Annotated in this window: 22 protein-coding genes; 7 read left to right on the forward strand and 15 right to left on the reverse strand. The window is 72.6% G+C overall.

Features of this window, described 5'->3' with window-relative positions; genetic code table 11:
- Positions 1-131: 131 nt before the first annotated feature.
- Positions 132-857, forward strand: coding sequence for a hypothetical protein (locus tag ACQPZX_RS26085; RefSeq protein WP_433360075.1), 726 nt, complete (start codon positions 132-134; stop codon positions 855-857).
- Positions 858-1,046: 189 nt separating this feature from the next.
- On the opposite strand, the gene ACQPZX_RS26090 is transcribed toward ACQPZX_RS26085, so the two are convergent.
- Complete coding sequence (locus ACQPZX_RS26090) at positions 1,047-2,336, reverse strand: helix-turn-helix domain-containing protein (protein WP_433360078.1); 1,290 nt, start codon at positions 2,334-2,336, stop codon at positions 1,047-1,049.
- Positions 2,337-2,373: 37 nt separating this feature from the next.
- Positions 2,374-2,832, reverse strand: a complete 459-nt coding sequence (locus ACQPZX_RS26095) for a hypothetical protein (protein ID WP_433360081.1) — start codon at positions 2,830-2,832, stop codon at positions 2,374-2,376.
- A 215-nt stretch (positions 2,833-3,047) separates the two neighbouring features.
- Between ACQPZX_RS26095 and nhaA the strand changes: the two genes are divergently transcribed.
- Positions 3,048-4,937 carry a Na+/H+ antiporter NhaA gene (gene nhaA, locus ACQPZX_RS26100; RefSeq protein WP_433360084.1) on the forward strand — a complete coding sequence of 630 codons (1,890 nt, stop codon included), beginning with the start codon at positions 3,048-3,050 and terminating at the stop codon, positions 4,935-4,937.
- Here the strand turns inward: nhaA and ACQPZX_RS26105 are convergent.
- Positions 4,923-5,516 carry a DedA family protein gene (locus tag ACQPZX_RS26105; RefSeq protein ID WP_433360087.1) on the reverse strand — a complete coding sequence of 198 codons (594 nt, stop codon included), beginning with the start codon at positions 5,514-5,516 and terminating at the stop codon, positions 4,923-4,925. The genes nhaA and ACQPZX_RS26105 overlap by 15 nt on opposite strands.
- 99 nt (positions 5,517-5,615) lie before the next feature.
- Here ACQPZX_RS26105 and ACQPZX_RS26110 point away from each other — a divergent pair, with 99 nt between their 5' ends.
- The gene (locus ACQPZX_RS26110) at positions 5,616-6,194 is read left to right on the forward strand and encodes a DUF664 domain-containing protein (protein WP_433360090.1); all 579 of its coding nucleotides are present in this window, start codon (positions 5,616-5,618) and stop codon (positions 6,192-6,194) included.
- 3 nt (positions 6,195-6,197) lie between these two features.
- Here ACQPZX_RS26110 and ACQPZX_RS26115 read toward each other — a convergent pair whose 3' ends face one another.
- The 3 genes from ACQPZX_RS26115 to ACQPZX_RS26125 are packed head-to-tail and all read right to left on the reverse strand — an operon-like array spanning position 6,198 to position 9,596.
- Positions 6,198-7,085 (reverse strand): SMP-30/gluconolactonase/LRE family protein, encoded by an 888-nt coding sequence (locus tag ACQPZX_RS26115; protein WP_433360093.1) that lies wholly within the window; start codon positions 7,083-7,085, stop codon positions 6,198-6,200.
- Positions 7,086-7,125: 40 nt separating this feature from the next.
- The gene (locus ACQPZX_RS26120; RefSeq protein ID WP_433360096.1) at positions 7,126-8,781 is read right to left on the reverse strand and encodes a peroxidase family protein; all 1,656 of its coding nucleotides are present in this window, start codon (positions 8,779-8,781) and stop codon (positions 7,126-7,128) included.
- On the reverse strand, positions 8,778-9,596 hold the full coding sequence (locus ACQPZX_RS26125) for a helix-turn-helix transcriptional regulator (RefSeq protein ID WP_433360098.1): 819 nt from the start codon (positions 9,594-9,596) through the stop codon (positions 8,778-8,780). The genes ACQPZX_RS26120 and ACQPZX_RS26125 overlap by 4 nt, the downstream gene beginning before the upstream one ends.
- A 208-nt stretch (positions 9,597-9,804) precedes the next feature.
- Here ACQPZX_RS26125 and ACQPZX_RS26130 point away from each other — a divergent pair, with 208 nt between their 5' ends.
- Genes ACQPZX_RS26130 through ACQPZX_RS26140 form a run of 3 tightly spaced genes read left to right on the forward strand, consistent with a single transcriptional unit; the run spans position 9,805 to position 14,260 of the window.
- Positions 9,805-10,365, forward strand: a complete 561-nt coding sequence (locus ACQPZX_RS26130) for a toll/interleukin-1 receptor domain-containing protein (protein ID WP_433360101.1) — start codon at positions 9,805-9,807, stop codon at positions 10,363-10,365.
- Positions 10,362-12,587 (forward strand): hypothetical protein, encoded by a 2,226-nt coding sequence (locus ACQPZX_RS26135; protein ID WP_433360104.1) that lies wholly within the window; start codon positions 10,362-10,364, stop codon positions 12,585-12,587. The genes ACQPZX_RS26130 and ACQPZX_RS26135 overlap by 4 nt, the downstream gene beginning before the upstream one ends.
- 23 nt (positions 12,588-12,610) lie before the next feature.
- Positions 12,611-14,260, forward strand: a complete 1,650-nt coding sequence (locus tag ACQPZX_RS26140) for a hypothetical protein (RefSeq protein WP_433360107.1) — start codon at positions 12,611-12,613, stop codon at positions 14,258-14,260.
- On the opposite strand, the gene ACQPZX_RS26145 is transcribed toward ACQPZX_RS26140, so the two are convergent.
- The 6 genes from ACQPZX_RS26145 to ACQPZX_RS26170 are packed head-to-tail and all read right to left on the reverse strand — an operon-like array spanning position 14,236 to position 21,330.
- Positions 14,236-16,224: an FHA domain-containing protein gene (locus tag ACQPZX_RS26145; protein WP_433360110.1), complete on the reverse strand. Its 1,989-nt coding sequence runs from the start codon at positions 16,222-16,224 to the stop codon at positions 14,236-14,238. The two genes, ACQPZX_RS26140 and ACQPZX_RS26145, sit on opposite strands and share 25 nt — an antisense overlap.
- Complete coding sequence (locus ACQPZX_RS26150; RefSeq protein ID WP_433360113.1) at positions 16,221-17,378, reverse strand: hypothetical protein; 1,158 nt, start codon at positions 17,376-17,378, stop codon at positions 16,221-16,223. Before ACQPZX_RS26150 ends, ACQPZX_RS26145 begins: the two co-directional genes overlap by 4 nt.
- Complete coding sequence (locus tag ACQPZX_RS26155) at positions 17,366-18,385, reverse strand: protein phosphatase 2C domain-containing protein (protein ID WP_433360116.1); 1,020 nt, start codon at positions 18,383-18,385, stop codon at positions 17,366-17,368. Before ACQPZX_RS26155 ends, ACQPZX_RS26150 begins: the two co-directional genes overlap by 13 nt.
- Entirely contained in the window at positions 18,372-19,136 is a 765-nt protein-coding gene (locus ACQPZX_RS26160; protein WP_433360119.1) for a vWA domain-containing protein, read from the reverse strand. Before ACQPZX_RS26160 ends, ACQPZX_RS26155 begins: the two co-directional genes overlap by 14 nt.
- Positions 19,133-20,602 carry a DUF4407 domain-containing protein gene (locus tag ACQPZX_RS26165; protein ID WP_433360122.1) on the reverse strand — a complete coding sequence of 490 codons (1,470 nt, stop codon included), beginning with the start codon at positions 20,600-20,602 and terminating at the stop codon, positions 19,133-19,135. The genes ACQPZX_RS26160 and ACQPZX_RS26165 overlap by 4 nt, the downstream gene beginning before the upstream one ends.
- Positions 20,599-21,330: a hypothetical protein gene (locus ACQPZX_RS26170; protein ID WP_433360125.1), complete on the reverse strand. Its 732-nt coding sequence runs from the start codon at positions 21,328-21,330 to the stop codon at positions 20,599-20,601. Before ACQPZX_RS26170 ends, ACQPZX_RS26165 begins: the two co-directional genes overlap by 4 nt.
- Positions 21,331-21,598: 268 nt before the next feature.
- Here ACQPZX_RS26170 and ACQPZX_RS26175 point away from each other — a divergent pair, with 268 nt between their 5' ends.
- The gene (locus ACQPZX_RS26175) at positions 21,599-22,342 is read left to right on the forward strand and encodes a maleylpyruvate isomerase N-terminal domain-containing protein (protein ID WP_433360128.1); all 744 of its coding nucleotides are present in this window, start codon (positions 21,599-21,601) and stop codon (positions 22,340-22,342) included.
- Here ACQPZX_RS26175 and ACQPZX_RS26180 read toward each other — a convergent pair.
- The 3 genes from ACQPZX_RS26180 to ACQPZX_RS26190 are packed head-to-tail and all read right to left on the reverse strand — an operon-like array spanning position 22,325 to position 24,804.
- Positions 22,325-22,741, reverse strand: coding sequence for an MmcQ/YjbR family DNA-binding protein (locus ACQPZX_RS26180; protein ID WP_433360131.1), 417 nt, complete (start codon positions 22,739-22,741; stop codon positions 22,325-22,327). The two genes, ACQPZX_RS26175 and ACQPZX_RS26180, sit on opposite strands and share 18 nt — an antisense overlap.
- Before the next feature lie 16 nt (positions 22,742-22,757).
- Positions 22,758-23,525 carry a class I SAM-dependent methyltransferase gene (locus tag ACQPZX_RS26185; protein WP_433360133.1) on the reverse strand — a complete coding sequence of 256 codons (768 nt, stop codon included), beginning with the start codon at positions 23,523-23,525 and terminating at the stop codon, positions 22,758-22,760.
- Between the two features lie 13 nt (positions 23,526-23,538).
- The gene (locus tag ACQPZX_RS26190; protein ID WP_433360136.1) at positions 23,539-24,804 is read right to left on the reverse strand and encodes a glycosyltransferase; all 1,266 of its coding nucleotides are present in this window, start codon (positions 24,802-24,804) and stop codon (positions 23,539-23,541) included.

Here is a 24,804-nt window from a genome sequence, read left to right on the forward strand (position 1 = left end):
CCTACGCCTTCGTGAAGTGTGCACAAGCCTTCGACGCCGCCCAGGAGCCCCCGGTTCCCAGGCCCACGACCCAGGCCCATGTCCGGCCATTGCGCACCTGCTACTTCGCGCGACCCGCCTATGATCAGCCCATGCTGCCCGGCCGGCCCCGACCGCTCGCGCTCGCTACCGCATCGCTGGCGCTGGCCGCCGCGCTTCCCCTCGGCGCCTGTTCCTCCCCGGCGCCTCCGGCCTCCCCCGCGCTCACGGCCTCCCCCGCGCTCACGGCTCCCCCCGCGCTCACGGCCTCCCCCGCGCTCGCCGATGCCACAGCGCTCGCCGATGCCACCGCCGGCCCGGCCGCCCCCGCCGTCCCCGGCTCCTCCGCGCTCTCCGTCTCACCTGCGCCCTCCGCGTCGTCCTCTCCTCCGGCGGCCCATGCCTCCCCAGGCGCGCCCCGTGACATCGCCTGCGGCACCCACGAGGCCCACATCAAAATCACCTCTTCGCGGGCGGCGGGCGACCTGGTGGCCGGCTCGATCGGCTGGCCCGGCCTGCGCACCTGGGCCACCGCTTCCCCCACCACCAACGGCGACCCGGCCACCGGCGACTACAAGCTCGGCGCCGAGGTGAAGGCCGGCGCGATCGTGACGGTCTCGATCCCCGATTCGTTCGCCGCGATCGCAGGGCTCAAATACGGGCAGGGCTGGGGCTACTCCCCCGCGCAGTCGGTGAGGTTCCACGCCTGCGCCGACTCCGACACGGCCTTCATCGGCGGCTTCCACGTGACCGGCCGCCGGTGCGTGCCCTTCGACATCTCCGAGAACGGCCGCCCGCCCGCGCGAGTGATGGTCTCCTTCTTCGCCGGCGCGTGCTGACGCCAGCTGACGCGGGCACGAGCCGACGCGGGGGCGCGACCCAACGCGGGGGCGCGACCCAACGCGGGGGCGCGACCCAACGCGGGGGCGCGACCCAACGCGGGGCGCGACCCAACGCGGGGCGCGACCCAACGCGGGGCGCGACCCAACGCGGGCCGCGAGCCAACGCGGGCCGCGAGCCGACGCCGACTACGCCGGCGACCGCGGCGTGCCGACGGGCGGCGTGAATCGGCGGCGCTCGTTCAGGGCCGCGCTCAGGCGGGGCAGGAACTCGCGCGCCCGACTGTTGCGGTGCCGCCGGGTGAGGACCCGGCTCAGGTCGCGGACGTCGTTGCGCACGGTCGCCGAATCCACGATGGGCAGCGTCGCCAGCACCGGATCGGCCGCCGCGCACGCCTCGTCGACCGCTCCGGCCTCCGCGTACGCCAGCGCCAGCCAGGCACCGAACCGCGCCCGCGCCCGGGTCGCCCTCAGCGGGATCCGCTTCAGCTCGCCCCGGATCACCTCGGCTGCCGCCGCCGGCCGTCCGAGGTCGTAGAGGCACCAGCCGCGGGCCAGCGCCACCGGATCCTCGACCGTCCACGAGCCGATCGTCTCCGGGGCGTCCCCGGACGCGGTGAGCAGCACCGCCGCGTGGTCGAGGGCCCGCCGGCACCCGTCGTGGTCGCCGGCGAGCGCGAGACCCTGCGCCTCCCGCTGCGCCGCCAGCCCGCGGACCCGGGCCGAGCAGTCGGCCTGCTGCGCCGCGCGGGCCTGCTCCACCGTGCTGACCGCGTCGCCCCGGTACAGCGAGACCAGCGCCTGCCGGACCAGCGCGTACGGGCCGAGGTCGCGGTCGCCCGCGGCTTCCGCCCACTCGGCCGCCGTCCCGGTCCACCACAGCGCCGAGTGCTCGTCGCCGGCCTCCTGGCACATCCAGCCCGTGTATTCGGCGTAGCGGGCCGCGGTCAGCAGCACCCGGCCGCGCGACCTGGCCGGCGCCGACAGCGCCTGGGCCCGCAGGACGTGGATGTGGCCGATCAGCAGCGGCACCATCGCCGACGGCGCCGCATTCTGGCCGAGCACCCGCAGCTCCCGGAACATCCGGTCGAAACTTTCCACGGTCCCGGCGACGTCGGCGCGGCGCGAGTTGCGCGCCCATTTCGTCAGCACGGTCGCGCCGGCGTCGCCCGCCGTGGCCACGAACTCGCCGCCACCGTCGGGCGCCATCGTCAGCCGCCAGTGGTCGGCGTGCCGCGGAATCACCCCTTCGGGGTCCCTTCCGGGTGACGCCAGCAGAGCGATCAGCGCGCCCCGCGCCTCCAGCACCGTGTCGCACTGGCGGGCCAGGCCGGCGCTCGGCGGCTTGGCGCCCGACTCCACCCGGCTGAGGTGGCTCTTGCTGTAGTGCACCTCGGCCGCCAGGCCGGCGAGCGAGCGCCCGGCCGCCAGTCTGCGCCGGCGCAACTCGGCGCCGAAGGTCAACGGATTTGCCGACATCCCGCCAGGCTAGACACCGGCGCAGTGATGATCGTCGTCAGGAGCAGTGGCTCGTCACCGGCGAGAGCCACTCCTTCAGCTGCGGGCCGAGCAGCCTGCTGGCGTCGTCCGGGGTCTTGAGGGCGGCGAACACGCTCGCGTCGGCGGCCTTCTTCTGCAGCTGGTCGGCGGCCTGCTTGCCGTCGGCGACGATCTGGGGGTCCTTGGCGGCGGCGGTTGCCGTGCGGATCGACGTGGCCAGCTCGCCCAGCTTCTTCTGGGCCTGGGCCCGGTCGGCCGGCGCGCCGCTGCCCGCGGCCTTGGCGACGGCCTCGGCGAACGGGGCCATGCCTTTCGTGTACGCCTCACCGATCGCCTCGCAGGCGGCCTTGAGCTCGGGGGCCGCGGTCGGGATGGCCGCCGCCGTCGCGCCGGGCGTGGGGCCGGACACCGTCCCGCAGGCTGCCGGCAACAGGAGCACGGCACCGAGCAGCAGGGGGAAAACGGCGCGACGCATCGAGGACCTCCGATAGTGGGTGGGCAGATGCACGATACGTCGCCGCCCGGTCACAGTCCATGCATGGGGGTCGATTTAAAGGTTCGCCAAGATTGGGGTCGCGAGCATGGGCGGAGATCGACAGCCCGGCACCGGCGATCCGAGCGGCGGGGCGCAAGCTCGGACGAGAGTCACAGACCGTAGATCGACAGCGCCGGAGGTGATTGGGTAGGGCCGTGAGCGACTCGCAGGCCACCCAGATGCAGGGCACCACCGCTTGGAAGACCCGCCTGACCACCCCGGTGCGCCTGCTGCTGCGGACCGAGGCGGGCAGCGCGGCGGTGCTCGTCACCGCGATCGTCGTCGCGATGATCTGGGCGAACGTCGCGGACGGATCGTACGAGAATTTCTGGCACACCGACCTGTCGATCCACCTCGGCGACATGGGCGTCTCGCTGACCCTGCGGGAGTGGGTCAACAGCGGCCTGATGACGCTGTTCTTCCTGGTGGTGGGCCTGGAGGCGCGGCGCGAGTTCGACCTGGGCGACCTGCGGGACCGGCGGCGGTTCATCCTGCCGGCGGCGGCCGGGATCGCGGGGATGATCCTGCCGGTCTCGATCTTCCTGGCGATCAACCACGGCGGGCCCGGCGCGGGCGGCTGGGGCGTGGCGATGTCGACCGACACCGCGCTCGCGCTGGGGCTGCTGGCGCTGGTCGGGCGGCGGGTCCCCGACCAGGCGCGACTGTTCCTGGTGACGGTCTCGGTGGTCGACGATCTGATCGCGCTGCTGGTCATCGCGGTGGCGTACACCGACGAGATCAAGATCATGCCCTTGGCGATCGCGATCGTGCTGTACCTGGGAACTTTCGTGCTCGCGCGCCTGCAGGTGCGCAGCGGGTACGCGTACGTGCCGCTCGGCATCGCGATCTGGGGGGCGATGCTGGCCAGCGGCATCGACCCGGTCGTCTCCGGCCTCGCGCTGGGCCTGGCCGCGGCCGCCTACACGCCGGCGCGCGGCGACCTCGAGCAGGCCAGCGACCTGTTCCGGCTGTTCCGCGAGCAGCCGACGCCGGAGCTGGCCCGCGGCCTGCGGGTCGGCGTGGTCAACTCGTTCTCCTGGAACGACCGGCTCCAGCGCACCTACCAGGGCTGGAGCAGCTATCTGATCGTGCCGCTGTTCGGCCTGGCCAACGCCGGGATCGCGATCGACGCGAGTTTCCTGCGGCGGGCGGTGACGTCGCCGGTGACGATCGGCGTCTTCGTCGCGTACGTCTGCGGCAAGCCGATCGCGATCACCGGCATCTCGTGGCTCATCACGAAGCTCAGCGGCCGCCGGGTCCAGCCGGGCGCGGGCTGGGCATCGGTGCTCGGCACCGGCACGATCGCCGGGATCGGCTTCACGGTTTCGTTCCTGATCGCGAATCTTGCGTTCGAAGGCCCGGCGCTGGCCGAGGCGAAACTGGGCGTGCTGGCCGCGGCCGTCGCGGCGGCGGTGCTGACCTGGGCCGAGTTCCGGATCACCTTCATGCTGCCCAAGGCGAAGCGGGCGGTCGCCCTGCTCGGCGACGCCGACCAGCTCACCGACCTGATCCCCGAGGTCGACGAGGAGCGCGACCACGTGCGGGGGCCGGCCGAGGCGTCGGTCACGATCGTCGAGTACGGCGACTTCCAGTGCCCGTACTGCGGCCGCGCCGAGCCGATCGTACGCGAGCTGTTCACCGACGCCGATTTGCGCTTCGTCTGGCGAAACTTGCCGCTCACCGATGTGCATCCGCAGGCCCGTCTGGCGGCCGAGGCCGCCGAGGCGGCCGGAATCCAGGGCAAATTCTGGGAGATGCACGATCTGTTGCTGACGCATCAGGACAACTTGCGCATCACCGACCTGCTCACGTACGCCCGGCAGATCGCGCTCGACGAGGAACAGTTCCACGACGACATGATGCGCAGCACGGCCGCCGAGCGGATCTCCGACGATCTCGAGTCGGCCGACCTCAGCGGGGTCTCCGGCACGCCCACGTTCTTCATCAACGGGCAGCGGCACTACGGCGCCTACGACGTGGACACGCTCAAGGAGGCGATCCGGCTGGCCCGGGTGCGCGCGAAGATCGCCTCACGCCGCCGTTAGCCGCTTCTTCCGGCGCCGCCGCCACCAGACGTACGCGATGACCAGCAGGACCGCGGCGCCCGCCGCAACCACCAGGTATTTGCTGATCCCCTTGGAGATCTCCTCGATGTGGTCGCCGGCGAAGTAGCCGCCCGTCGACCACGCGCCGACCCAGAGCGCGGCGCCGAGGGCGTTCCAGCCGAGAAACTTGTGGAACGGCATGCCGGTGATGCCCGCGACGATGCCGTTGAACTGGCGCAGGCCCTCGACGAACCGCGCCACGACCACGATCTTGGGGCCCTGCCGGGACATGAAGCCCTCGACCCGATCGAACCGCTCCGGTGTCAGCCGCACGTAGCGGCCGAAACGCTGCGCCAGCGGCCGCCCGCCGCGCCGGCCGATCCAGTAGCCGATGCTGTCGCCGATCACCGCGGCGCAGAACGCCGTGATCGCCACGGCGACGATGCTGAGGTGCCCGCTGCCGGCGTAGGCCGAGCCGGCGATGATCGCGGTCTCGCCGGGCGCGGGAACGCCGAAACTTTCCACGAGAACGATGCCGCCGATGCCGAAATAGCCGAACCGGTCGATGAGCTCCAGCATCCCGACACCTCCCGTCCCCCACCGTAGGCCGGGGTCCGGGGACGGGCACGCTTTCGCGACGGTCGCCACAACTCTGAACCGGGACGCTAAGTTGTGCCGATGACCGACGACTACCCGTGGGAGCCACCGCTCGCCGGCACCGAGGCGGAGCAGCTGGTCGGCGCCCTGAACCGCTTGCGCACCACGTTCCGCTTCAAGGCCGACGACCTCGACGCGGCGGGTCTGAACGCCCGGCTCGGCGTCTCCACCCTGACCCTGGGTGGCCTGCTGAAGCACCTGGCCGCCATGGAGGACTACTACTCGACCACGAAACTTCACGGCGTCCCGATGGGCGACCCGTGGGAGTCGACGGGCTGGACCGGCGACGACGACTGGGAGTTCGAGTCGGCCGCCACCGACGCGCCGGAGACCCTGTACTCGCTGTACGACGGCGCCGTCGACCGGGCCCGCTCCCGCCTGGCCGATGCCTTGACCAGGGGCGACCTGGGCCAGCCGATCCACGCGGCCCGCGCCGACGGCACCCACGCCAACCTCCGGCGGCTGCTGTGCGACCTGCTCGAGGAGTACGGCCGCCACACCGGCCACGCCGACCTGCTGCGCGAGGCGATCGACGGCCGCACGGGCGAGGACCCGCCGCCGGCCTGGCGCGCGAAATCCGGCAGTTACCGCATGCCCTGAGGCCTAGGGGGTTATCACGGCGATCGCGGGCTCGTGCAAGCTGCCGACCCACACCCGGCCCTCGTGCTCGCGGACGCCGGTGACCATGTGGTAGTCGGGGCTGTCGACCGACAGGTCGTGGATCAGCTTGCCCTCGTTGTCGTACGCCTGCACCCGGATCGTCCGCTTCGGGGCCGGCTGCAGCGGGTCCGGGATCCGGGTGACGCCGCGCCGGATCCACATCGGACCCCGCTGGATGCGCTCCACCGTCGGGTCTTTCGGGCTGGCGATCGACACCCAGATCAGGCCGTCGCTGCCGCGGGCGATGTTGTCGGGGTAGCCGGGCAGGTCCTCGACCAGGAAATCGTCGCGCCCGTCGGCCAGCCAGTGGCGCGCGACGGTGCGGGCGGCGGTTTCCGCCACGGCCACGAAGGATTCGTCGGAAGCCAGCGCCACCCCGTTGGCGAAGTTGAGGCCGTCGCGCAGGACAGTGACCGTGCCGTCGGGGGTGCGGCGCAGCAGGCGGCCCGTGCGGGTCTGCTCGACCACCTCGGCCTTCCACCGGTCGATCGGGTGGACCGTCGAGGAGTCCGAGAAGTAGAAGGTGCCGTCCGTCGCGACGGCGGCGTTGTTGCAGAAGAGCATGTCGCCGGCCAGGGCCTCGACACTCCCGTCCGACGGGTCGACCGAGAGCAGCCCGCGGCGGGCGTCGCAGACCAGGAGCCGGCCGCCGGGCAGCAGCTCGATGCCCAGCGGCCGGCCGCCGGTGTCCGCCACCGCCCGCGCCTGGCCCGAGGACGGGTCGACGCGATGGATGACGCCGTCCTCGGTGCCGGTGAAGACCGCTCCGCCGGGGGCCACGACGACGTCCTCGGCGCCGTGGCCCGGCACCTTGATGACCCGGAAGTCCATGAGGCCCGACTATTCACCCTCGGGTGACGCCGATCAATGCCTAGAGAACACCGGCGAACCGCAGGAAAGCGGGAATCGTGTCGACCGTCGAGCCGTCCGGCAGGCGCACGCCCTCGCTCGGCGACCAGCTCCCCTGCCGCAGGTAGGAGCCCGGGTCCTGGCGCAGCTGGCCGATCAGGGTCTCCGCGACCACGCGGCTGCCCAGCGCGCCCAGCGTGTTGCCCTGCGCCCGCACCTCGGACTCGCGCAGCATGTAGAACCACAACGGCGTACGCGTGTCGAAGCCCCCGTCGCGCACGGCCGTCGCCAGCGGGTCGTCGCCGGCGATCTCGTCGGCGGTCAGCTGCGGGATGCCCAGCTCGTCGGCGACGGCCTGGCCGGTCGGCAGGTTGAGGCGGTAGCCGCGCAGCAGGTTGCGGCGGGCCAGGTGGCGCAGCAGCGCGATCAGCTCGTCGCCGGTCTCGCCGGCCGACTGGTTGACCATCTGGCTCAGCGGCAGCGACAGGTGCGTGTCGATGCGGCGGGCGAAACGGTCGGCGAACAGGCTGTCCTTGTCGACGAACCGGTTCCACTCGACCGGCCAGTTGCTGGGCAGGGTCGGGGTGCCGCCGAGGCCGCCGACGCCGGTGAAGCGGAACAGCAGGCCGAGCGAGGCGTTCGCCAGGGTGTTGTTGCCGGGGCGGCCGAAGTTGCGGTTCCAGTCGTAGGCGCCGCGGACCATGCTGTGGCCGAACCGGTACGCCGCCACCGAGAACTCCAGCGGCATGTACACCCGGTCGAGCAGGCCGGTCTCGCCGCCGAGGACGAGGTCGACGACGTCCGGAACCGTGATGGTGCGCAGGAAATCGTGGACGCACAGCCACTGATAGGTCCAGCGGGTCAGGTCGCGGGCGCGCAGGAACACGTCGCTGAGGCCGGTGCGCTGCGGCTCGTTGACCCGTACCCAATCGACCGCCGCGTTGTGGAACCGCAGGAAAGCCACATGCAGTTGCGCGACGACGAGGTTCTCGTCGTTGCGCGCGTCGCCGACCAGCGGCACCCGGTCGTCGCGGCGCGGCAGGTCCCGGGCCAGGTCGTCGACCGGCGGGATGCGCACCCCGATCTCGACCGGCGTCAGCGCGCCGACCCGCAGCTTCGCGCGGTCCTCGGTCTGGTACGGCACCGCGATCCGCGCGGGATCGGCGGGCGGCGGGGCGAAGGGACCGTCGCCGTAGACCGAGTCCAGGTTGAGCGCGGGGTTGCGGGCGTTCTTGAGCAGGTCGCGGACCTGGTCGGGGTCGAGCGGCGGCAGCGGGGTGTCGCGGATGCTGATCACGGCGTCGTTGTCGGTCGCGGCGGTCAGGTCGTGGTCGACGAACTGGCCCCAGTACGTGTAGACGGGCGGGATCGGCGAGCTGCGGTCGTCGGCCGGCGGCTCCTGGTCGATCATCGCGTTGCCCAGGGCGTTGAGCGCGGCGACCGTCGTGTTCACCTCGTCCTCGCTGCCGGCGGGCAGATGCGCGTCGGGCTTTCCGACAAGGTCCGGAAAGAGGTAGTCGAAATCGGTGGTGCCGGCGCCGAGACTCTGCGCCGCGTCGCTGAGCTTCGTCCAGCCCTTGTGGCTGAGCTCCTCGGCGTCCGGCGCGTTGTCGGCGATCGCGTGGGCGCCGTGTCCCATGTGGGCGATGATCGTGCTGGGCTGACCGTTTCGTTTCACGTTTTCTCCCCCGTTCGGAAGTTGCCAATGTGCCGCAGACCGGGCGGGGCCGCCTCGGGGAACTCCCTCGGTGACGGCAAAGCGACAAAAGCGGCCAGGTACCGCACAAGTTGCGTCCGGGAGCGCACGCCAAGTTTCCGGTAGGCGCTGGAAAGATGCGTCTCCACGGTCTTGCGGGACAGCCGCAGCGCCGTGGCCGCCTCGGGATTGCTGAGCCCGCCGGCGATCGCCCGAACGACCTCGGTCTCGCGCTGGGTCAGCCCGTCGAGCACCTCGGGCCGCGCGCACAGCGGCAGCTCGCCGACGCCGGGCACCTCCGGTTTCCGCCGGGCCGCGAAGACCATGCCCACCCCGTCCGAGCGGATCCGGCGGGCGGCGAAGAACAGCGCGGTCGCCGACGGCGGGTCGATCAGATCCACGTCGTCGACGATCACGAGCGCCGGCGCCGCGACACAGATCAAATTCAAGGTCGAGAGGCAGACATGGTACGGGTTGAGGTCGCCGGCACGCAGAGCGAAGGCCGCACCCACTGCTCGGGCCTGCGGTGGCGGAAGCTGGGCGATCCGGTCGCGCAGGGGACGCAGAAGATCACCCAGGGCCGCGTACGGCAGAGCCGCCTCACCCGGCGCTCCGGCGGCGGTCAGCACGGTCATCCCGGGCGCACGTGCCGCCAGACGTGCCAGCAGCGCCGACTTTCCGACGCCCGGCTCGCCGGTCACCGCTACCGCGCCGCCCCGTCCGGCCCGCACCCCGGCGATCAGCAGATCCAGCCGCCGCAGGGCCACGGGAGCGTGCGGGTCCGCTTCCCCTGACATCGGGCCCCCGTGTGGAATCCACGCACGATCCTTTCTCGACCATGCCCGGTCCCCGCCCGGCCTCGCCACCCCGCATGCTGGCAGATATCCGACTTGTCAGCCCCGGAAGGGTTAGTCCGACAGGCCATCCGCGGCCTCCGGTTGTCCCTTCCACGGGAGACGGACAACGGCTTGCCGCGCCACCCCGGGAGCCGCGAATCTGGAGCCGATGTCAAAAGTCTTCATCAACTACCGCACCGGCGACGAGAGCTTCGCGGCGGTGCACCTCGACGACCGCCTGTGCGAGCGGCTCGGCGCCGAGAACGTCTTCCGCGACAGCCGGGCGATCCCGCCCGGCAAGGACTTCGACCGGCGGATCTGGGACGAGCTCTCCGGCTGCTCGCTGATGATCGTGGTGATGGGCCCGCGGTGGCTCAGCGAGCGGCTGCACAGCGAGGCCGACTACGTCCGCCGCGAGATCGCCTTCGCGCTGGCGCACGGCATCGACGTCATGCCGGTGCTGGTCGGCGACGTCGCGCTGCCGATGGACGAGGACCTGCCCGAGGACATCCGCCCGCTGCGGCGCCGGCAGTACCGCCGGATCCACGCCCGCAGCGCCCAGGCCGATGTCGACGGGGTCCTCACCGCGGTCGAGGGCGTGCTCGGCGCGCCGGCTCCGGCCCCGTCGGCGCCGCCGGCGGCGGGCCGCAGCGCCCACTTCCATGACCTGCACGGCGACCTCGTGATGGGCGACAAGGTCAGCGGCGACAAGATCGTCTGGCGCCCATGACCGACGCCGCCGCCCCGGACACCACCACCATCGTGACCCCGGAGGCGCCGGCCGGCACGGCGCCGCCCGAGTCGCCGCCGGCCACGACGACCACCACCGCCGAGGCCGGCGAGGGCGACGGCGGTTCCTGGTCGGAGGCGGGCGAGGCGACGGCCCGGTCCGGCGAGGGCACGGCCCGCAGCGAGCACTGGCGGGCCGCGCAGCACGCGCACGGCGACCACGTCTCCGGCGACAAGGTGGCCGGAGACAAGTTCGAGATGCGGATCGCCGACCGCATCATCCCGCTGCGCCCGCTGTCGATCGACCTCGCCGAGCCGGTGGAGCACGCGTTCGTCAACCCGGAGGGCTGGCCGGCGGTCGTCGAGCGGTTCCGGCGCAGCCGGTCCACGATCGTCCGCGGCCGGGCCGGCCAGGGCAAGGACGCCTGCGCGATCCGGCTGCTCGGCACCGAGACCGACGTGATCTACCAGATCGATCCCGAGGTCGACGTGGCCGGGCTCGCCGATTCGGTGGCCGATCAGGTGACGACCCTCGGCGGCGACGGCAGGCGCGTCGGGTTCCTGCTCTGCCAGCCGGCCGGGGCGGCCAAGCTGCGCGGGTTCACCCTGCACACCCTCGAGGAGGTGCTGTACGCGGCGCGGGCCCGGCTGGTCATCACGCTGCCGCCCGAGGTGCGCCCGGCCGACGACGAGCTGGAGAGCTACATCGTCGACCTCGACGCGCACCCGGTCGACCGCTGGAAGATCGTCGCCGGGCATCTGAGCTGGCGCTGCTCCGACGCGCTCGCGGCCACGCTGAAGCAGAACCCGGCGGTCCGCGAGCTCTACGAGGAGCTGCTGCTGGACGGGCTGAACTGCCGGGCCGCCGCCGACCTGGCCGGGATCATCAGCTCGGAGTGCACCGACGACGGGCAGGTCAACGTCGTCCGCGTCCGCGAGCGACTCCGGCGGCGGCAGGACGCGAGTTTCGATCTGTGGTTCGACAGCCTGCGCGACGCCGACGAGCGGAGCTTCGCGGTGGCCCTCGCGGTGCTCGACGGCCTGCCGTACGAGGAAGTCTCGGCCGCGGCCCGGCGGCTGCGCGGCAAGCTCGAGACCGGCCGCCCGCTGGTGATTTCGCCGGGAGCCGGAGGCGACGGCAACGAGCTGCGGATGGCCCCGCACGACCGGCTGCGGACGCCGACCGCGCGGCTGCTGCAGACGTTGCGCGCCGAGCAGTCGCACGAGCTGGTGCGATACGCGTACGGCATGGTGCCGGTGCACACCGTCGGCTACAAGGACAGCGCCTACCCGCGGAAGGTGATCGAGCGCATCTGGCGCGGCTACCAGGTGCAGCCGACGCTGGTGGACTGGCTGGGCGAGCTGGTCCTCTCGCCGTCGGAGCCGGTGCGCTTCTTCGCCGCGAGCACGCTGGGCGTGCTCGCCCGATACTCGTTCGACTACCTGTGCACCGGCGCTCTGCATCGGTGGGCGGACAGCAAGGACTATCGCGTACGGGAGGCCGTGGCGTACGCGATGCTCGAGCCGACCGGCGACGACCAGCTGTCCGGGAGCGTCGGCACGGTCGTCGCGGGCTGGTTCGCGAGCCTGGACCGGCCGCGCGCGCAGGCGACGGCGGCCCGCGCGTACGGCGTCGGGGTGGGCGGCCTCGGCCGGGCCGCCGCGATGGACCGCCTCGGCCGGCTCGCGACCGTCGACTCGTACCCGGTCGCCGTCGCCATCGGTGACGCGCTCGCCGACCTGATCCTGCAGTCCCCGGCCGAGGCGGCGCCGGCCGCCTGCCGCGCGCTGATGTCGTGGTTCGACGACGGCCTGCGCCGGCGGCCCGCCCACCTGGCGTTCCTGATCCTGGCCAGCAGCCTGGTGACCTGGGAGCCCAGCGCGTCCGGCGGCGACGTCCGGTGGCCGACGCTGCTGCACCTGGCGCGGACCGTCGACGACCTGCGCGCGCCGCTCATCACCCTGTGGTGGAAGGTGCTCAACGAGACCGTCCTCAACGACCAGGCGCACGGCGTGCTCACCGCCTGGGCCGGGCTCGCCGAGAACGACCGCGAGCAGCTGGTGGTGCTGACCCGGCTGGTGCGCGCGATCGGCTCGGCCAATGACCGCGTCTGCAGGATCCTGCTCGACATCGCCGAGGACTGGGTCGATCCCGCCCGGCTGGTGCCGCTGCCCCGCGCGCGCGACGCGATCGTCGCCCAGCTCGACTGCCGAAGGAGTTGACCGCGTTGGCCGAGGTGATTCCGTTGATCGTCGGGTCCGAGCCGGTGAAGCGGGTGGCGATCGTGAGCAAGGGGCGCTCGCCGTCGGTCGCGGTGGTCTACTCGACCCGCGACGGTGACCTCGAGGTGCTCGACGGCGGCAAGCCGATGCGCTGGTCGGACAGCATGTTCACGAAGTACCGGCGGCGCTACGAGGTGGACATCAGCGACCACCACCTGACCGTGCGGTTCGACGAGCAGCCGTTGCCGACGCAGGACGACATCTACCACTTCCACGCCGAGATCAGCGTGGCGTTCCGGGTGACGAATCCGGCCGAGGTGGTGCGGCGCAACGTCACCGACGCGGCGGCGCTGGTCCGCGGGCATCTGCTGACCGCGTGCCGGCCGATCACCCGAATGTACTCGATCCAGGAGGCCGAGGAGGCCGAGGCCGCGGTCCATGAGCGGTTCCGCAACGATGCGCTGATCTACGGCGGGATCACCATCCACGCGGTGAACGCGCGGCTGTCGCTGGACGAGGCCGGGCGGGCGTGGCTGCAGGAGATCCAGCAGGTCGACCGGGACGAGCAGGTCAAGACCGTCAAGCACCAGAGCAGCGTGCGCGACGTCAACCGGGAGAACGAGATCAGCCTGCTGCGCCAGGGTGGCGAGCACACCCGGCAGGACCGGGAGCGGCTGCGGCTGGCCGGCCGGGCGATGGACACCGCGACGATGATCGCGCTGCATCTGGAGCGCAATCCGGGGGACACGCTGGGCGCGGCGAAGATGGCGGCCGAGCTGGAGGAGGCGGAGCGCGCCGAGCGGGTTCGCAAGGACGAGCAGGCGCAGGAGCTGATCAACGGCCTCGCCGCGGCCGGGCACCTCACCCACACCGACGTGCAGGCGCTGCTGGACGCGAACCTGCGCCGGCTGGAGCGCTCGGCCGACAGCGTGGTCCGCACGACCGCCACCGTGCAGCAGCCCGCTCCCCCGCCCCCGGCCGAGCCGGCCGCCGCGCTCGGTTGGGACGCCCCGCTCTCCGGGGAGGTCGCCGAGCCGCCCGGCGCGGTCAACGTGCTGCCGGTGTACCTGGTGGTGGACGAGTCACCGGCCGCGGCCCGGTGGACGGACGAGCTCAGCGACGCCGCCCAGGATCTCTACGACGCCGTCCAGGGCCTGCCGGTCCGGTTGTCGGTGCTCGGGTTCGCCGACTCGGTGCAGGTGCGGCAGCCGCTCGCCGCCGCGGAACCCGGCAAGAAGCTGTCGCCGATGCTGTCGCGGGGCGAGGCCGATCACGCCGGGCTGTTCCGGCAGCTGGCCGAGCAGATCCCCGGCGAGGTGACCGACCTGCGTGACGAGCACCGGTCGGTCCGCGACCCGTTGATCGTCCTGCTGTGCGCCGCGCCGGCCCGCGACGACGCGTGGACCGAGCCGCGCCGGGCGTTCCTGCGCAAGCTGCGGCGGGCCGAGGTCGTCGCGATCGGCGTGGGCGGCGCGACGGCGGCGCAGATGGCGGACTTCGCGTCGTATCCCGACCTCGGCTTCGTCGCCGACGGCGATCCGGCGGAGGCGATCATCCAGTTCTCCGACTTCCTGCGGCACCACGTGGTCGCCTGCGGCCGGGCGGCGGCGGACGGCGTGGAGGCGCCGGACGTGCTGCCCCCGGCCGGCTATCGGGCGGCGGACGCCGGGTAGACGGCGCGCTGGTCGAGAACCGAGGCCGTCAGGGGCGCGCCGATCGCGATCAGGGCGGTCAGCCCGAGCAGCCCGAGCACCCCGCCGAGGCTCAGCAGCACCGAACCCAGCAGGACCACGGCGAGGCCGAACAGGCCGAGAAGCACAAGCGAAGGGCGCAACACCCGGCCGTACGCGCACGCCAGGGTTCCCGCCTCGATCCCGGCGACGGCCACCAGCCACAGTTCCAGCCAGTGCGACATCGACGGGGCGAAGCCCGGCACCACCGGCAGCGTCGTGCCGGCCAGCTCCGCCAGCAACGCCACGACCAGCAACGGCGCCGCGCAGGCCGCGCCGAGCACCGCCAATCGGGCCGCGACCACCGTGCCGTACCCGGTAGCGCGCCGGTCCCGGGTCAGCGGGCCGCGATCGGTGACCAGGTCGAGCGGCCCGGCCAGCAGGCCGGTGAGCACGGCGACCAGCACCAGCATCGGCGCCCGCGCCGAGATGAGCACGGCCACCCCGGCGGCCAGCGGCGGCCCCACCCCGAACACCGCCAGCGCGCCCGGCCCCCGCCGCTGGAACAGCTTCGCCTGCCGGAGCAGCAACGCGGGCAGCCCGTCGAGGGGGCTCTCCGGCTCGATCACCAGGTCCCAGCGGGGCAGCGTCGCCACCGCGACCGGCCGGTCCCCGGCCGGCGACTCGAGGGTCGCGAGGAACTCCGCCCAGGTGCCCTGCCGCCCGGACGCGGGCGGGCGGCCGGGCGGCCCGGCGTGCCGCAGCCGGCCGTCCCGGTCGATCACGACGACGGTGTCCGCCACCTCCAGCTGCGACATCGCGCCGGCCGCGACCACGATGGTGCAGTTCGTGTCCCGCGCGATCGTGCGCAGCCGCGACATCAGGTCGTGGTCCTGACCGACCGCGAACGAGGTCGCCGACTCCAGGATCACCAGCAGCGCCGGCCGGCCGAGCAGCTCGACGCCGATCGCCAGCCGCTTGCGGTCGCCGTCGTCGAGGGTCCGCACCCACGCGGCGCGGCGGTCGTCCAGCCCGACCCAGGCCAGGACCTCGTCGATCCGCTCGGGCGTGACGGCCTCGTGGCACAGCGCCGCCGCGAACTGCAGCGTCTCGCCCACGGTCAGCGTGCCGTGCAGGTCGTCGGTGGCCGGCACCCAGCGGGCCAGGGGGTCGGACCGGCGGCTAGACCCGGCGACCCGGACCGAGCCGCTGTCCGCCCGGTAGCCGCCGACGATCAGGCCGAGCAGCAGCTGGGTCGAGGCGGGCTCGGGCCCGGTGACCGCGACGAGATCCCCGGCGGGCAGCGTGAAGCTCACCCGGTCGAGGATCCGGCGGCCGCCCCGGCGCACGGTCACGTCGCGGAACTCGACCGGGAGGCCACGCCGGCCCCGTACGCCGGTGGGAACGGTGACCACCCGGCGGCCGACGGCGAACCGCGTCCCCGGCTCGCGGGTCACCGAGGCGACCGGGTTCCCGTCGACCAGCACGTCGCCGTTGACCGCGGTGATCCACCAGGCCCCCCGGGAGTCCACCTCGAAGGTGGCGTGCCGCGGCCGCACCGACGGGTCGTCGAGCTCCAGGTCGGCGCCCGTGCCCGGCGGGCCGATGACGTGCTGGCGCGGGCTTTCCGGCGCGGCGGCCGGGGTCCGCCGGGGTGAGCCGGACGGCTGACCGGGGCTCTGGCTGAACGGCTCCGCCGCCAGCCGGGCCTCGGCCCGCCCGGACGGCAGCTCGACCTCGCCGCCCTCCACCGGCCGGCCGTTGATCCGCAGCTCGGGCGGGCAGTCGCCGGGTCCGGCGTAGAACGTCCACAGGCCGAACTGGGAGACGAAGTGGCCGATGCAGAACGGCCGGCTGGGCGGGTTCGCCGAGACCCGCAGCGCGTCCTCCTCGATCCACATGTAGTGCGCGTCCTGCTCGAGCAGTCGGCGTTCCCCGTCGTCGAGGATCAGCAGCAGCGAGCTCAAAGGGCCCTTCCTCGCAACGACATCGACAGCGTCACCAGCCCGCACAGCGCGAGCACCGCGATCACCGTGCCGACCAGCAGCACCCGCCCGCGGCCGCGGAGCCATTCCAGGGGGCCGGGTGGCGCGACGACGGCGGGCAGCATCGGGGCCGGCGGCAGCCCGTACACCGGATCGGGCCGCCGGAACCGGGGCGGCACCTTGAAGGTCGAGCCGACGGACTCCGCCTGGAACATCGGCACCGGGCGGGTGGGCGGCAGCGGTGGCGCGGGCGCCGGCGGGGCTTCGGCCGCTCCCCCGACCTTGGCGGTCGCGGTCCAGCGCGGCGCGGTCCACCGGTCGATCAGCTTGCGCCACCCGTCCTCGTCGATCGCGCCGGGCCGGCTCGCGGTGGTGAGCAACCGCGCCGCGGCCGGGTCGGTGACCTTGCGGAGCTGGTCCTCGCGCACCTCGGGCAGCGCCAGATCGTCCAGCAGGATCGCCGCCGCCATCCAGGCGAGCCGGGCGATGTCGGTCTCCCGGGTCGGCCGGTCGAGGCCCGGGATCGCCTTCGCCATGTAGCCGGGCGCCGCCGCCGGGCCCACGCCGCGCCACGGGCCGGCCATCACGTCACAGTCGACGTAGAAGACGTCCGTCCCGAACTTCGCGCAGAGCACGTTCAGCTCGCGCACGTCGTTGATCACCACCCGGTGGCTGTGGAACCAGAGCAGCACCTCGACGGCGTGGCCGAGCGCGGCGTGCTTGACCTCAGGCTCCGCGCCCGGCCGGATCCGGCCGTCGGCCTTCAGCCGGATGAGCTGGGCGAGCATCCGGGGCCGCGGATCGTCCCGGCCTTTCTCGTAGAACCGCTCCGGCGCGAACGGCAGCAGGACACCCAGCAGCAGGCCGTTGTGCCGCACCCGGAAGCGGGGCCAGGCGGCCACGCCGTCCAGGTGGGCGCGATCGTGCGCGGCGAGCGTGTCCCGCCAGGCGATCAGCCGGCCCAGCGCGTGCTGGTCGGCGTCCGACCGGAAGGCCTCGGTGTACTCCTTGTAGAGGTACTCCTGGCCCTCGAAGTCGACGCGGAACAGGCGGGAGTTCCCGGCGTCGGCCCAGTGCAGCGGGTGCTGTCGCTCGAGCTCGGCGGCCTCCACCCAGTAGTCGGTTACCGTATCCACACTGCCACTGCCGCCCTGTCGTCGGTGAAATGGTCGTCCTCGAAGTCCACCTGGGCGAGGAAGTCGAGCGGCGCCGGCGGCCGCTGCCAGCTCTCGGCGAGCTCCGCGCCCAGCGGCGAGCCGGAGCCGAGCGCGCTCGCGAAGCCGTCGGTGGCGAGCAGCACGACCGTCCCCGCCGGGACCCGGCGCTCGGTCCGGCTCGACTCGTCGTGCGGGAGGTGGCGGGTCACGTTCTCCCGGCCGGCGCGGCGCTCGTGGTGCAGCGCTCCCCACCGGCCACCGCGCAGCAGCCAGGCCTCGGAATCGCCGACGCCCCAGGTCGTGACGTGCGCTTCCGATCGCGTACGCCGGATCTCCGCGACCACCATCGTCGCGGTGCCCTTCATCTCGCCGTGCCCGTTGTACTGCCGCACGGCCTCGCCCGCCTCGCCCAGGATGATCGCCGGGTTCGCGCGGTCGGGCAGCCGGCGCGCGGTGCGCAGGGCCGCCTGCACGGCGAAGCGGGCCGCCTCGCCGGACTCGGGCAGCGATCCGAGCCCGTCGGCGACCACCGCGAACAGCGACATCCGCCGCGGGTTCCACACCACCCCGAGCACGTCCTGCCCGGGGGTCCCGTCGTAGCGGTGGCTCAGCCCGCGCAGGGTCGCCGCCCGCACCGCCAGCCGGCTGTCGTCCCGCGGTCCGCAGTAGCCGTGGCAGACCGTGGAGAACCACGGGCCGTACAGCACCACCTCGTCGTTCAGCCACGGTTCCGGCGGCGTCTTCGCCCGCTTGCGCGGCAGCACCTGCCGCACCCGGTCGCGCGACCGTGGCCGCGCTCCGGGATGCGCCGAGGGGCGCGACTCCCCGGGGCGCAGGTCGCTGCCGACCGCGATGCGCTGGCGGTCCCGGCCGTTGCGCTGCCGGACCACGATCAGCCCCGCCGCGACCACGACCAGCACGATCCCGATCCCCACGACCGCCGAGAGCAGCCCCGAGGACGCGGCGGCGCTCTCAGTCGCGAGCATGGCGCGGCCCCTCCACCCGGTCCATCCCGACCGGGGTCTTGATGGTCAGGGTGCCCGAGCCGGCCGAGGTGGAGATGCTGCTGCCGATCGCGTCGATCACGCTTTTCGACAGCTCGTCGGAGTGCTCGGTGTCGCGCGCGATGAACGCGTTGCGCTTGCCCGTCTCGTCGCCGGTCGCGAGCAGCCACAGCGCGTCGTCGTCGGCGCCGGGCAGGCCCAGCGTGACGACCCGCGCCTCGATCGGCGGGGCGATCAGCCGGTCCCGTTCCTTCAGCCACTCGGAGTCGGCCTGGTTCTGGCGCTGCGCGTAGGCCCGGCCGTCGGTGATCACGAAGATCCACGGCCGCGCGATGTCGACGCCGTAGTCCTGGCGGGACCGGCTCTTCTTGACCTCGCGCACGTCCTTGCGATGCTGCCCGACCAGGAACTTGAGCATGCTCGCGTAGTCGGTGCCGTATCCCTTCGACGGCTTCGCGATCGTCGCCGCCTGCTCGAGCGAGCTGATCGGGCGCAGGATCTCGGGCCGGTCGTTGAAGGCCACCACGCTGATCGAGGCCAGCTTGTTGGTCACCGGGTGGTCGGCGAGCACCCGCAGCATCCGGGGGATCAGCCGCTCGAACTGCTTCAGCGGCGCCGACTCCGGGCCGCCGCGGGGCCGCGGCAGCCACATCGACTTCGAGGTGTCGAGGACCAGATAGATCATGTACGCCTGCACGGACGGCGCCGGAACGTTCTCGAAGGAAGTGGTCACCGGCGCTCCCAGCCGCTCGCCCCAGGCCGGAACTCGGCGGTCTCGTCGTTGTCGGCGTTGCCCGCGTTGTGCGCGTGGGGGGCGTTGTCGGCGTCCAGCACCCGGGAGTGGCCGGACCAGCCCTGCCCGGCCGGACCGATCGCGATGTTCATCAGGTGTTTCTCCATGGATTCGATCAGCTCGTCGCGCCGCTCCTCGACGTGCGCGCGCTGGATGCGGCTCTCCTCCTCGACCAGGTCGAGGTTGCCGCGCAGCCAGGTCTCGGTGCGCCGGCGCACCACGTCGCCGTAGCGGGCGTGCTTGTCCGTCTCCTCGTCGGCCCGCTTGGCCTGCACTCCTTCCTGCTGGGTGACCCAGAGCTCGAGGATCCGGTCGTACGCGGCGCGGCCGCTGAGCGCCTTGAGGATCACCGGCAGGGCGTCGACGAGGATGAAGAAGATCCGGATCGCCCAGAGGGTCACCAGGACGTACGTGTTGGCGGCCACCAGCTCGTCGAGCGCCCGGAACCGCTCCAGCAGCCCGACCGCGCCCTGCCGCTGCCGCACCTCGTCGAGGTCCTTGCGGATCTCGGCGTTGAGCGCGTCGCTGTAGGAGATCCGCGAGTCGCCGACCTGGCCGGTCAGCGCCGCGATCTTGTTGTTCAGCTCGGTCAGCTTCGCGGCGTTCTGGTCGATCTTGTGGTCCCGCCGGTACTGGTCGGCCTCGTTGCGCAGGCGTACGCAGTTGATGCCGACGCCGGGCTTGCCGGTGGTCTCCGGGGTGTCGGTGCCGTTGCACTCCAGCCGGCTCTTGCGCTGCAGCTCGGCGTACGCCTTCGCGTCGGCGTCGACGATCTTCTTGAGGTCGACCGCCTGCTGGCTCAGCGTCTGCTGCTGGATCACCAGCGCCTCGGGCGACTTGCCGCCCACCGCCAGCCGCAGCTCCGCGCAGCGCGGGTCCCTGGCCTCCGGGCCGCTCGCCGCCGCGGTGCCCGGGATCGGGTTGCAGGTGCGCAGGTCGCTCTCGCGGGACACCAGCTCCTGCTGGCGGTCCTTGGCGACTTTCTCCTCGATCGCGGTGTGGTAGATGCCGAGCAGCAGCGGCTCGGCCACGATCACGCCGAGGGCGATCGAGAGGGCGAGCCGGGGCAGCAGCTTGGTCATCATGCGGCCGTTGCGGCTCACCGTCGACGACATCAGCCAGCGGTCGAGGCTCAGGATGAACATGCCCCAGACCGGCACGGCGAAGACGATGAACGGCTGGAAGCCGCCGAAGATGAAGTACAGCGCCGCGGCCATCGACAGCATCGCCATCATGGCGGTGCCGACCACGACACCGCCCATCGAGGTGTAGCGGGCCCGCTCGCTCGGCACGTGGTCGAGCAGGTCCTCCCGTACGCCGGTGGCCATGCGCAACAGGCGGCCGGGTCCCCACCGCGGGGGTTCCGGCGGGATCAGGCCGAGCTCGGGCGTCTGCGGGTGCGTCATCGTCCGTCACCGTCCGGCGGGTAGGAGTCGTCCTGGTCGTCGGGCCCGTGGTAGCCGTTGCGGCGGTCGTCGAAGCGGTCGTGGCCGTAGCCGCCCTCCGGATAGTCGCCGCCGGAGCCCAGCGGGACGCGGCCGTCCTCGGCGTAGATGTCGAGGGAGACGTCGACGAGCTGCACCCGCATGCCGGGGATCTCGGGCGGCTCCAGGGCCTTGCGGGCCAGCGCCCGGGCCAGGATCTTCTGCTGGACCTCGGGGTTGTCCGAGATGTCGACGCGGGCGCCGAGCATCTGCACCTTGGCGTCCTCGAGCAGGTACTCGACCAGGACCGGGCGGACGTCCCAGCAGCCCTCCTCGAGCACCCGGACCGCGTCGATCACCTGGCAGCTGTAGCTGGCCCGGACCGCGACCCGGCGTCCCGGGGTGATCGTGGGCAGCGTGGCCACCGCCGGAACCAGCTGCTTCTTGATCAGGACGACGGCCACCATGCTCGCGTTGAGGACGATGTCGGACGACAGCCGCCGGCTGCCCTCCGGGGCGAGCGCGAACCGCTCGTTCGACTGGAAGACGAGCACCGAACCGCCGACCAGCTCCGGAAGCTCCTGGACGCGTCGCTGGGTGCGCCGGAACAGCCGCCGCGGAAGCGGGCTCAGGGGAGCCGATTCCACCACCGGATAGCCCGGTTCGTTACTGGCGGGGTCGTAGCCGGCTTGGAATTGCACCGATGACAAGGCCGCGTCCCCTCACGCACATGATCCCTTTAGTACGGTTCATAGCCAGGCCACAGCATCGCAACGAGTCCGGCACGCGAACCAGCGGTTGTCCGGGGGAACCCGAGGGAGACAACGGACACCCGGCCGACCGGAACGGCGATCAAGTCCGGCGACAAGGTTGCCTCCGATCGGGCGACACGCCCGCCCCGCCGGTCCGGTCCCCGCGGTTGATCGCGCAGCTCAGTCGGCGGGAGCGCTGTCAAGTCACCGGAGCAGAGGAGAGCGCATGGACCGCATCCCGTCGCCGCCGTCCGAGTTCGAAGTGTTCCTGGAGGCGCTGCACGGCGTGCCGCCCCGCGGCCTGACCGCCTGCGACGGCTGGACCGCCCACGAGGTCGTGGCCCACCTCGCGTCCGGCGCCGACCTGCTCGCCGAGCAGGCCCGGGCCCATCTCGACGGCACACCCGCCCCGGTGGTCGACGACTGGGCGGTGCGCGACCTCCCCTACCAGGCCATGGACGATCGCTTGCTCCGGCGCCGGCTGGAGACCGGCGAGCGCGAGATGACCGAGCTGCTGGCCCATTTCGCCGCGGCCGACCCCGCCGCCGTGATCCCCGGCCTGGGCTGGGGCATGCCGGTCGGCGAGATCGTCCTGCACATGCGCCAGGAGTTCGCCGTGCACCGCTGGGACCTCACCGGCGACGACGCCCGGGCCGACGAGGTCCTGGCCCGGCCGGAGCTGCTCGGGCATTCCGTGCGGATGCTCCAGGATTCGCTGCTGGCCAAGGACGGCGACGACTTCTCCGCCCGCATCCGCTCGCCGCGGCAGCCCGACCTCCTCGTCGAGATGCGGGACGGCAAGGGCCACCTCGCGCTGGTCGACCCGGACGACAGCCCGGCCCTGGAAGCCGACCCGGCCGCCCGCCTGCTCCTGCTGTGGGGCCGCCGCCCGTCCGACCCCCGGCGCGTGCGCAGCGACCTGTCGCCGGCCGAATTGCAGCGCCTGCAGCACCTACTGCGCGGCTTCTGACCCCACCTGGGCGGCAAGAAACTTGGGGGCCATCTCGCGGTAGCTGTCGGTGATCAGCTCGGCGATCTCGGTCCAGTCGGTGTGGTCGCCGAGGACGGCGGCGGCGACGTTGCTGCCCCAGGGGGCGCGGAAGAACGGGAAGCCCGCGGCGGTCAGGCCGGCCAGGTCGTCGAGCGGCACGCGGAACGTCATCACGGTCGGCGCCTCGCCGTCGACCACATGCTCGGCGTAGACCGGGAACCGTTCCGGGTCCGGCGTGTAGACGTGGGCGACCGTCCGCGCGCGGATCCGCCAGCGCACGCCGATCCAGGCCGGTTCCTCGTAGATCTCGGGCAGCGACCGGCAGATCGGCCGCAGCCGGTCGAGGATCTCCGGTGGCACGTCTCCAGGGTCGGACATGGGCCGACGATAACGCCTAGGCCGCCCGCTTGAGGGGCGGCAACTCCCCCGCCAGCAGCATGGCGTGGCCGAGCACCTTGGGATGCCGCAGCGGGAACGGCAGCGGCATCAGCTCGGCGAGCGGCCGCCCCGGGACGCCGGTCAGCGAGAGCAGCCGATCCCGCGACGGATAGAACGCCCGGTCCCCGAAGAGATCCAGGAAGACGAACGATCCGCCCGGCCGGAGGACCCGCAACGCCTCCGCCACCCCATCCGACTTGTCCGGGAAATCGCGAATCTCGTGGAAGGTCATGCAGCTGACCACGGCGTCGAACGAAGAATCGGCAAAGGAAAGGGCCGCCGCGTTCTCTTTCCCGAACTCGACCGCCACGCCCTCGGCAGCCGCGTTGCGGACGCACAAATCCCTCGAATACTCCCAATCGCCGCCCCACGAGTCGACGCCGGTCACCGCGGCCTTGGGGTGTGCCTGAGCCAGCTTCACCGCGAGGCTGCCACTGCCACACCCGACGTCGAGGACCCGGCCGGTCGGCGCCACGGCGACCGTGGCGGCGACCAGCTCATGAATGCGGCGCTGGTAGCCGCCCGGACCCAGCCGGTAGACCGTCAGCCCGAGGATCAGCGTGATGTATCCGAAGATCCCCAGCGGCGCCAGGAACAGGAGGAACCATGGACTCAGCAGGGCGAACAGGCACCCGGCCAGCGACACCAGGCTGAGGATGGCGAACGGCGCCAGCCGGGAGATCCGCACCCACGTGCGGTAGTGCGGTCCCGCGGCCGGCGCCATGCGCGCATCGTACTCAGTGGATGCCCGCCTCCTGCGGAAACAGTCCGTCGAAGACCGCCGCCCGGTCGAAGGCCATCGCCGTCGCCCGCGCCCGCAGCTCGTAGTCCGCGCGCTGCGCCGTCGACATGTCGAGGACCACCCGGTCGAGCGCGTCGGCCAGGCCGTTGATGTCGCCGGGCTCGACGATCACCGCCGCTTTCCCGACCGCCTCGCCGGTGCCGCCGGTCAGCGTGGTGACGATCGGGCCGCCCCCGGCGAGCATCTTCTCGGCGAGCGCGATCCCGAAAGTCTCCACGAAGTCCGGCTCGGGCTTGGTCGGCAACGCGTACGCCGCGCAGCCCGCCATCAGCAGCGGCTTCTCCTCGTCGTCGACGTCGGTGAGGAAGATGATGCGGTCGTCCTCCTTCGCCATGGCGCGGACGTGTTCGAGAGCCGGGCCGGTGCCCGCGACCACGAGCTTCACGTCATCCCGGCAGCGCATCTGCCCGTACGCGATGACCAGGTCGTAAATGCCCTTGGCCCGCGCCACCCGCGAGAGGAAGAGGATGTAGCCGTCGCGGGAGAGGCCGCGGCGCGCCAGCGCCGTCTCGACGGCCGCGTCGGTGACGTCCAGGAAAGCCGACGAGTCGATCGGCGGATAGCTCACCCGCACCCGGTCGCGGCACTGCGCGGCAAACGATGTGCCGCAGTGCGCGTCGACCTCGGCGGCCGACGCGATGATCTCGTCGCGGGTGTACTCGGAGACCGCGACCACCTCGTCGTTGGCGAGGAACGTCGTGAACAGCACCGTCGCCGCGCCGAACCGCCCCTCCCGCAGGCAGGAGCGGATCACGTTGGTGACGTCCGAGCCGACCGCCTTCGCGATCGTGTGCACCCGCGGGTCGAAGCCGGCCGCCCGCGCCGCGCTGACCGCGTCGACCACCACCGTCGTGTGCGGCACCAGGTACATCGACAGGCACACGGTCGGCACCGGCTCGCTGAGCAGCTCGACCAGCCGGCCGGTGAGACCCGCGAGGTGACGGCCGTCCGGTACGCGGTAGTCGCCGACCGCCTCCGGCCGCTCCACCGTGATCCCGGGACTGTACGGCAGCAGCCGGTCGAGCGGCTTGAGCGGCAGGCCGGCCGCCTCCAGGGTGGGAATCGGCCAGGTGAGCAACCGGACGTCGTCGAAGCCGCGGGTCAGGGCGACCTCGGCGAGGTTGCGCGCCTCGCCGGAGTGCCCGCAGATCACCGGGTCGGCTCGGACCACGATCACGAGGCGGCGGCTGGGGTGGTTCAT

The sequence above is a fragment of the Actinoplanes sp. CA-142083 genome, from assembly GCF_050942195.1.
GTDB lineage: Bacteria > Actinomycetota > Actinomycetes > Mycobacteriales > Micromonosporaceae > Actinoplanes.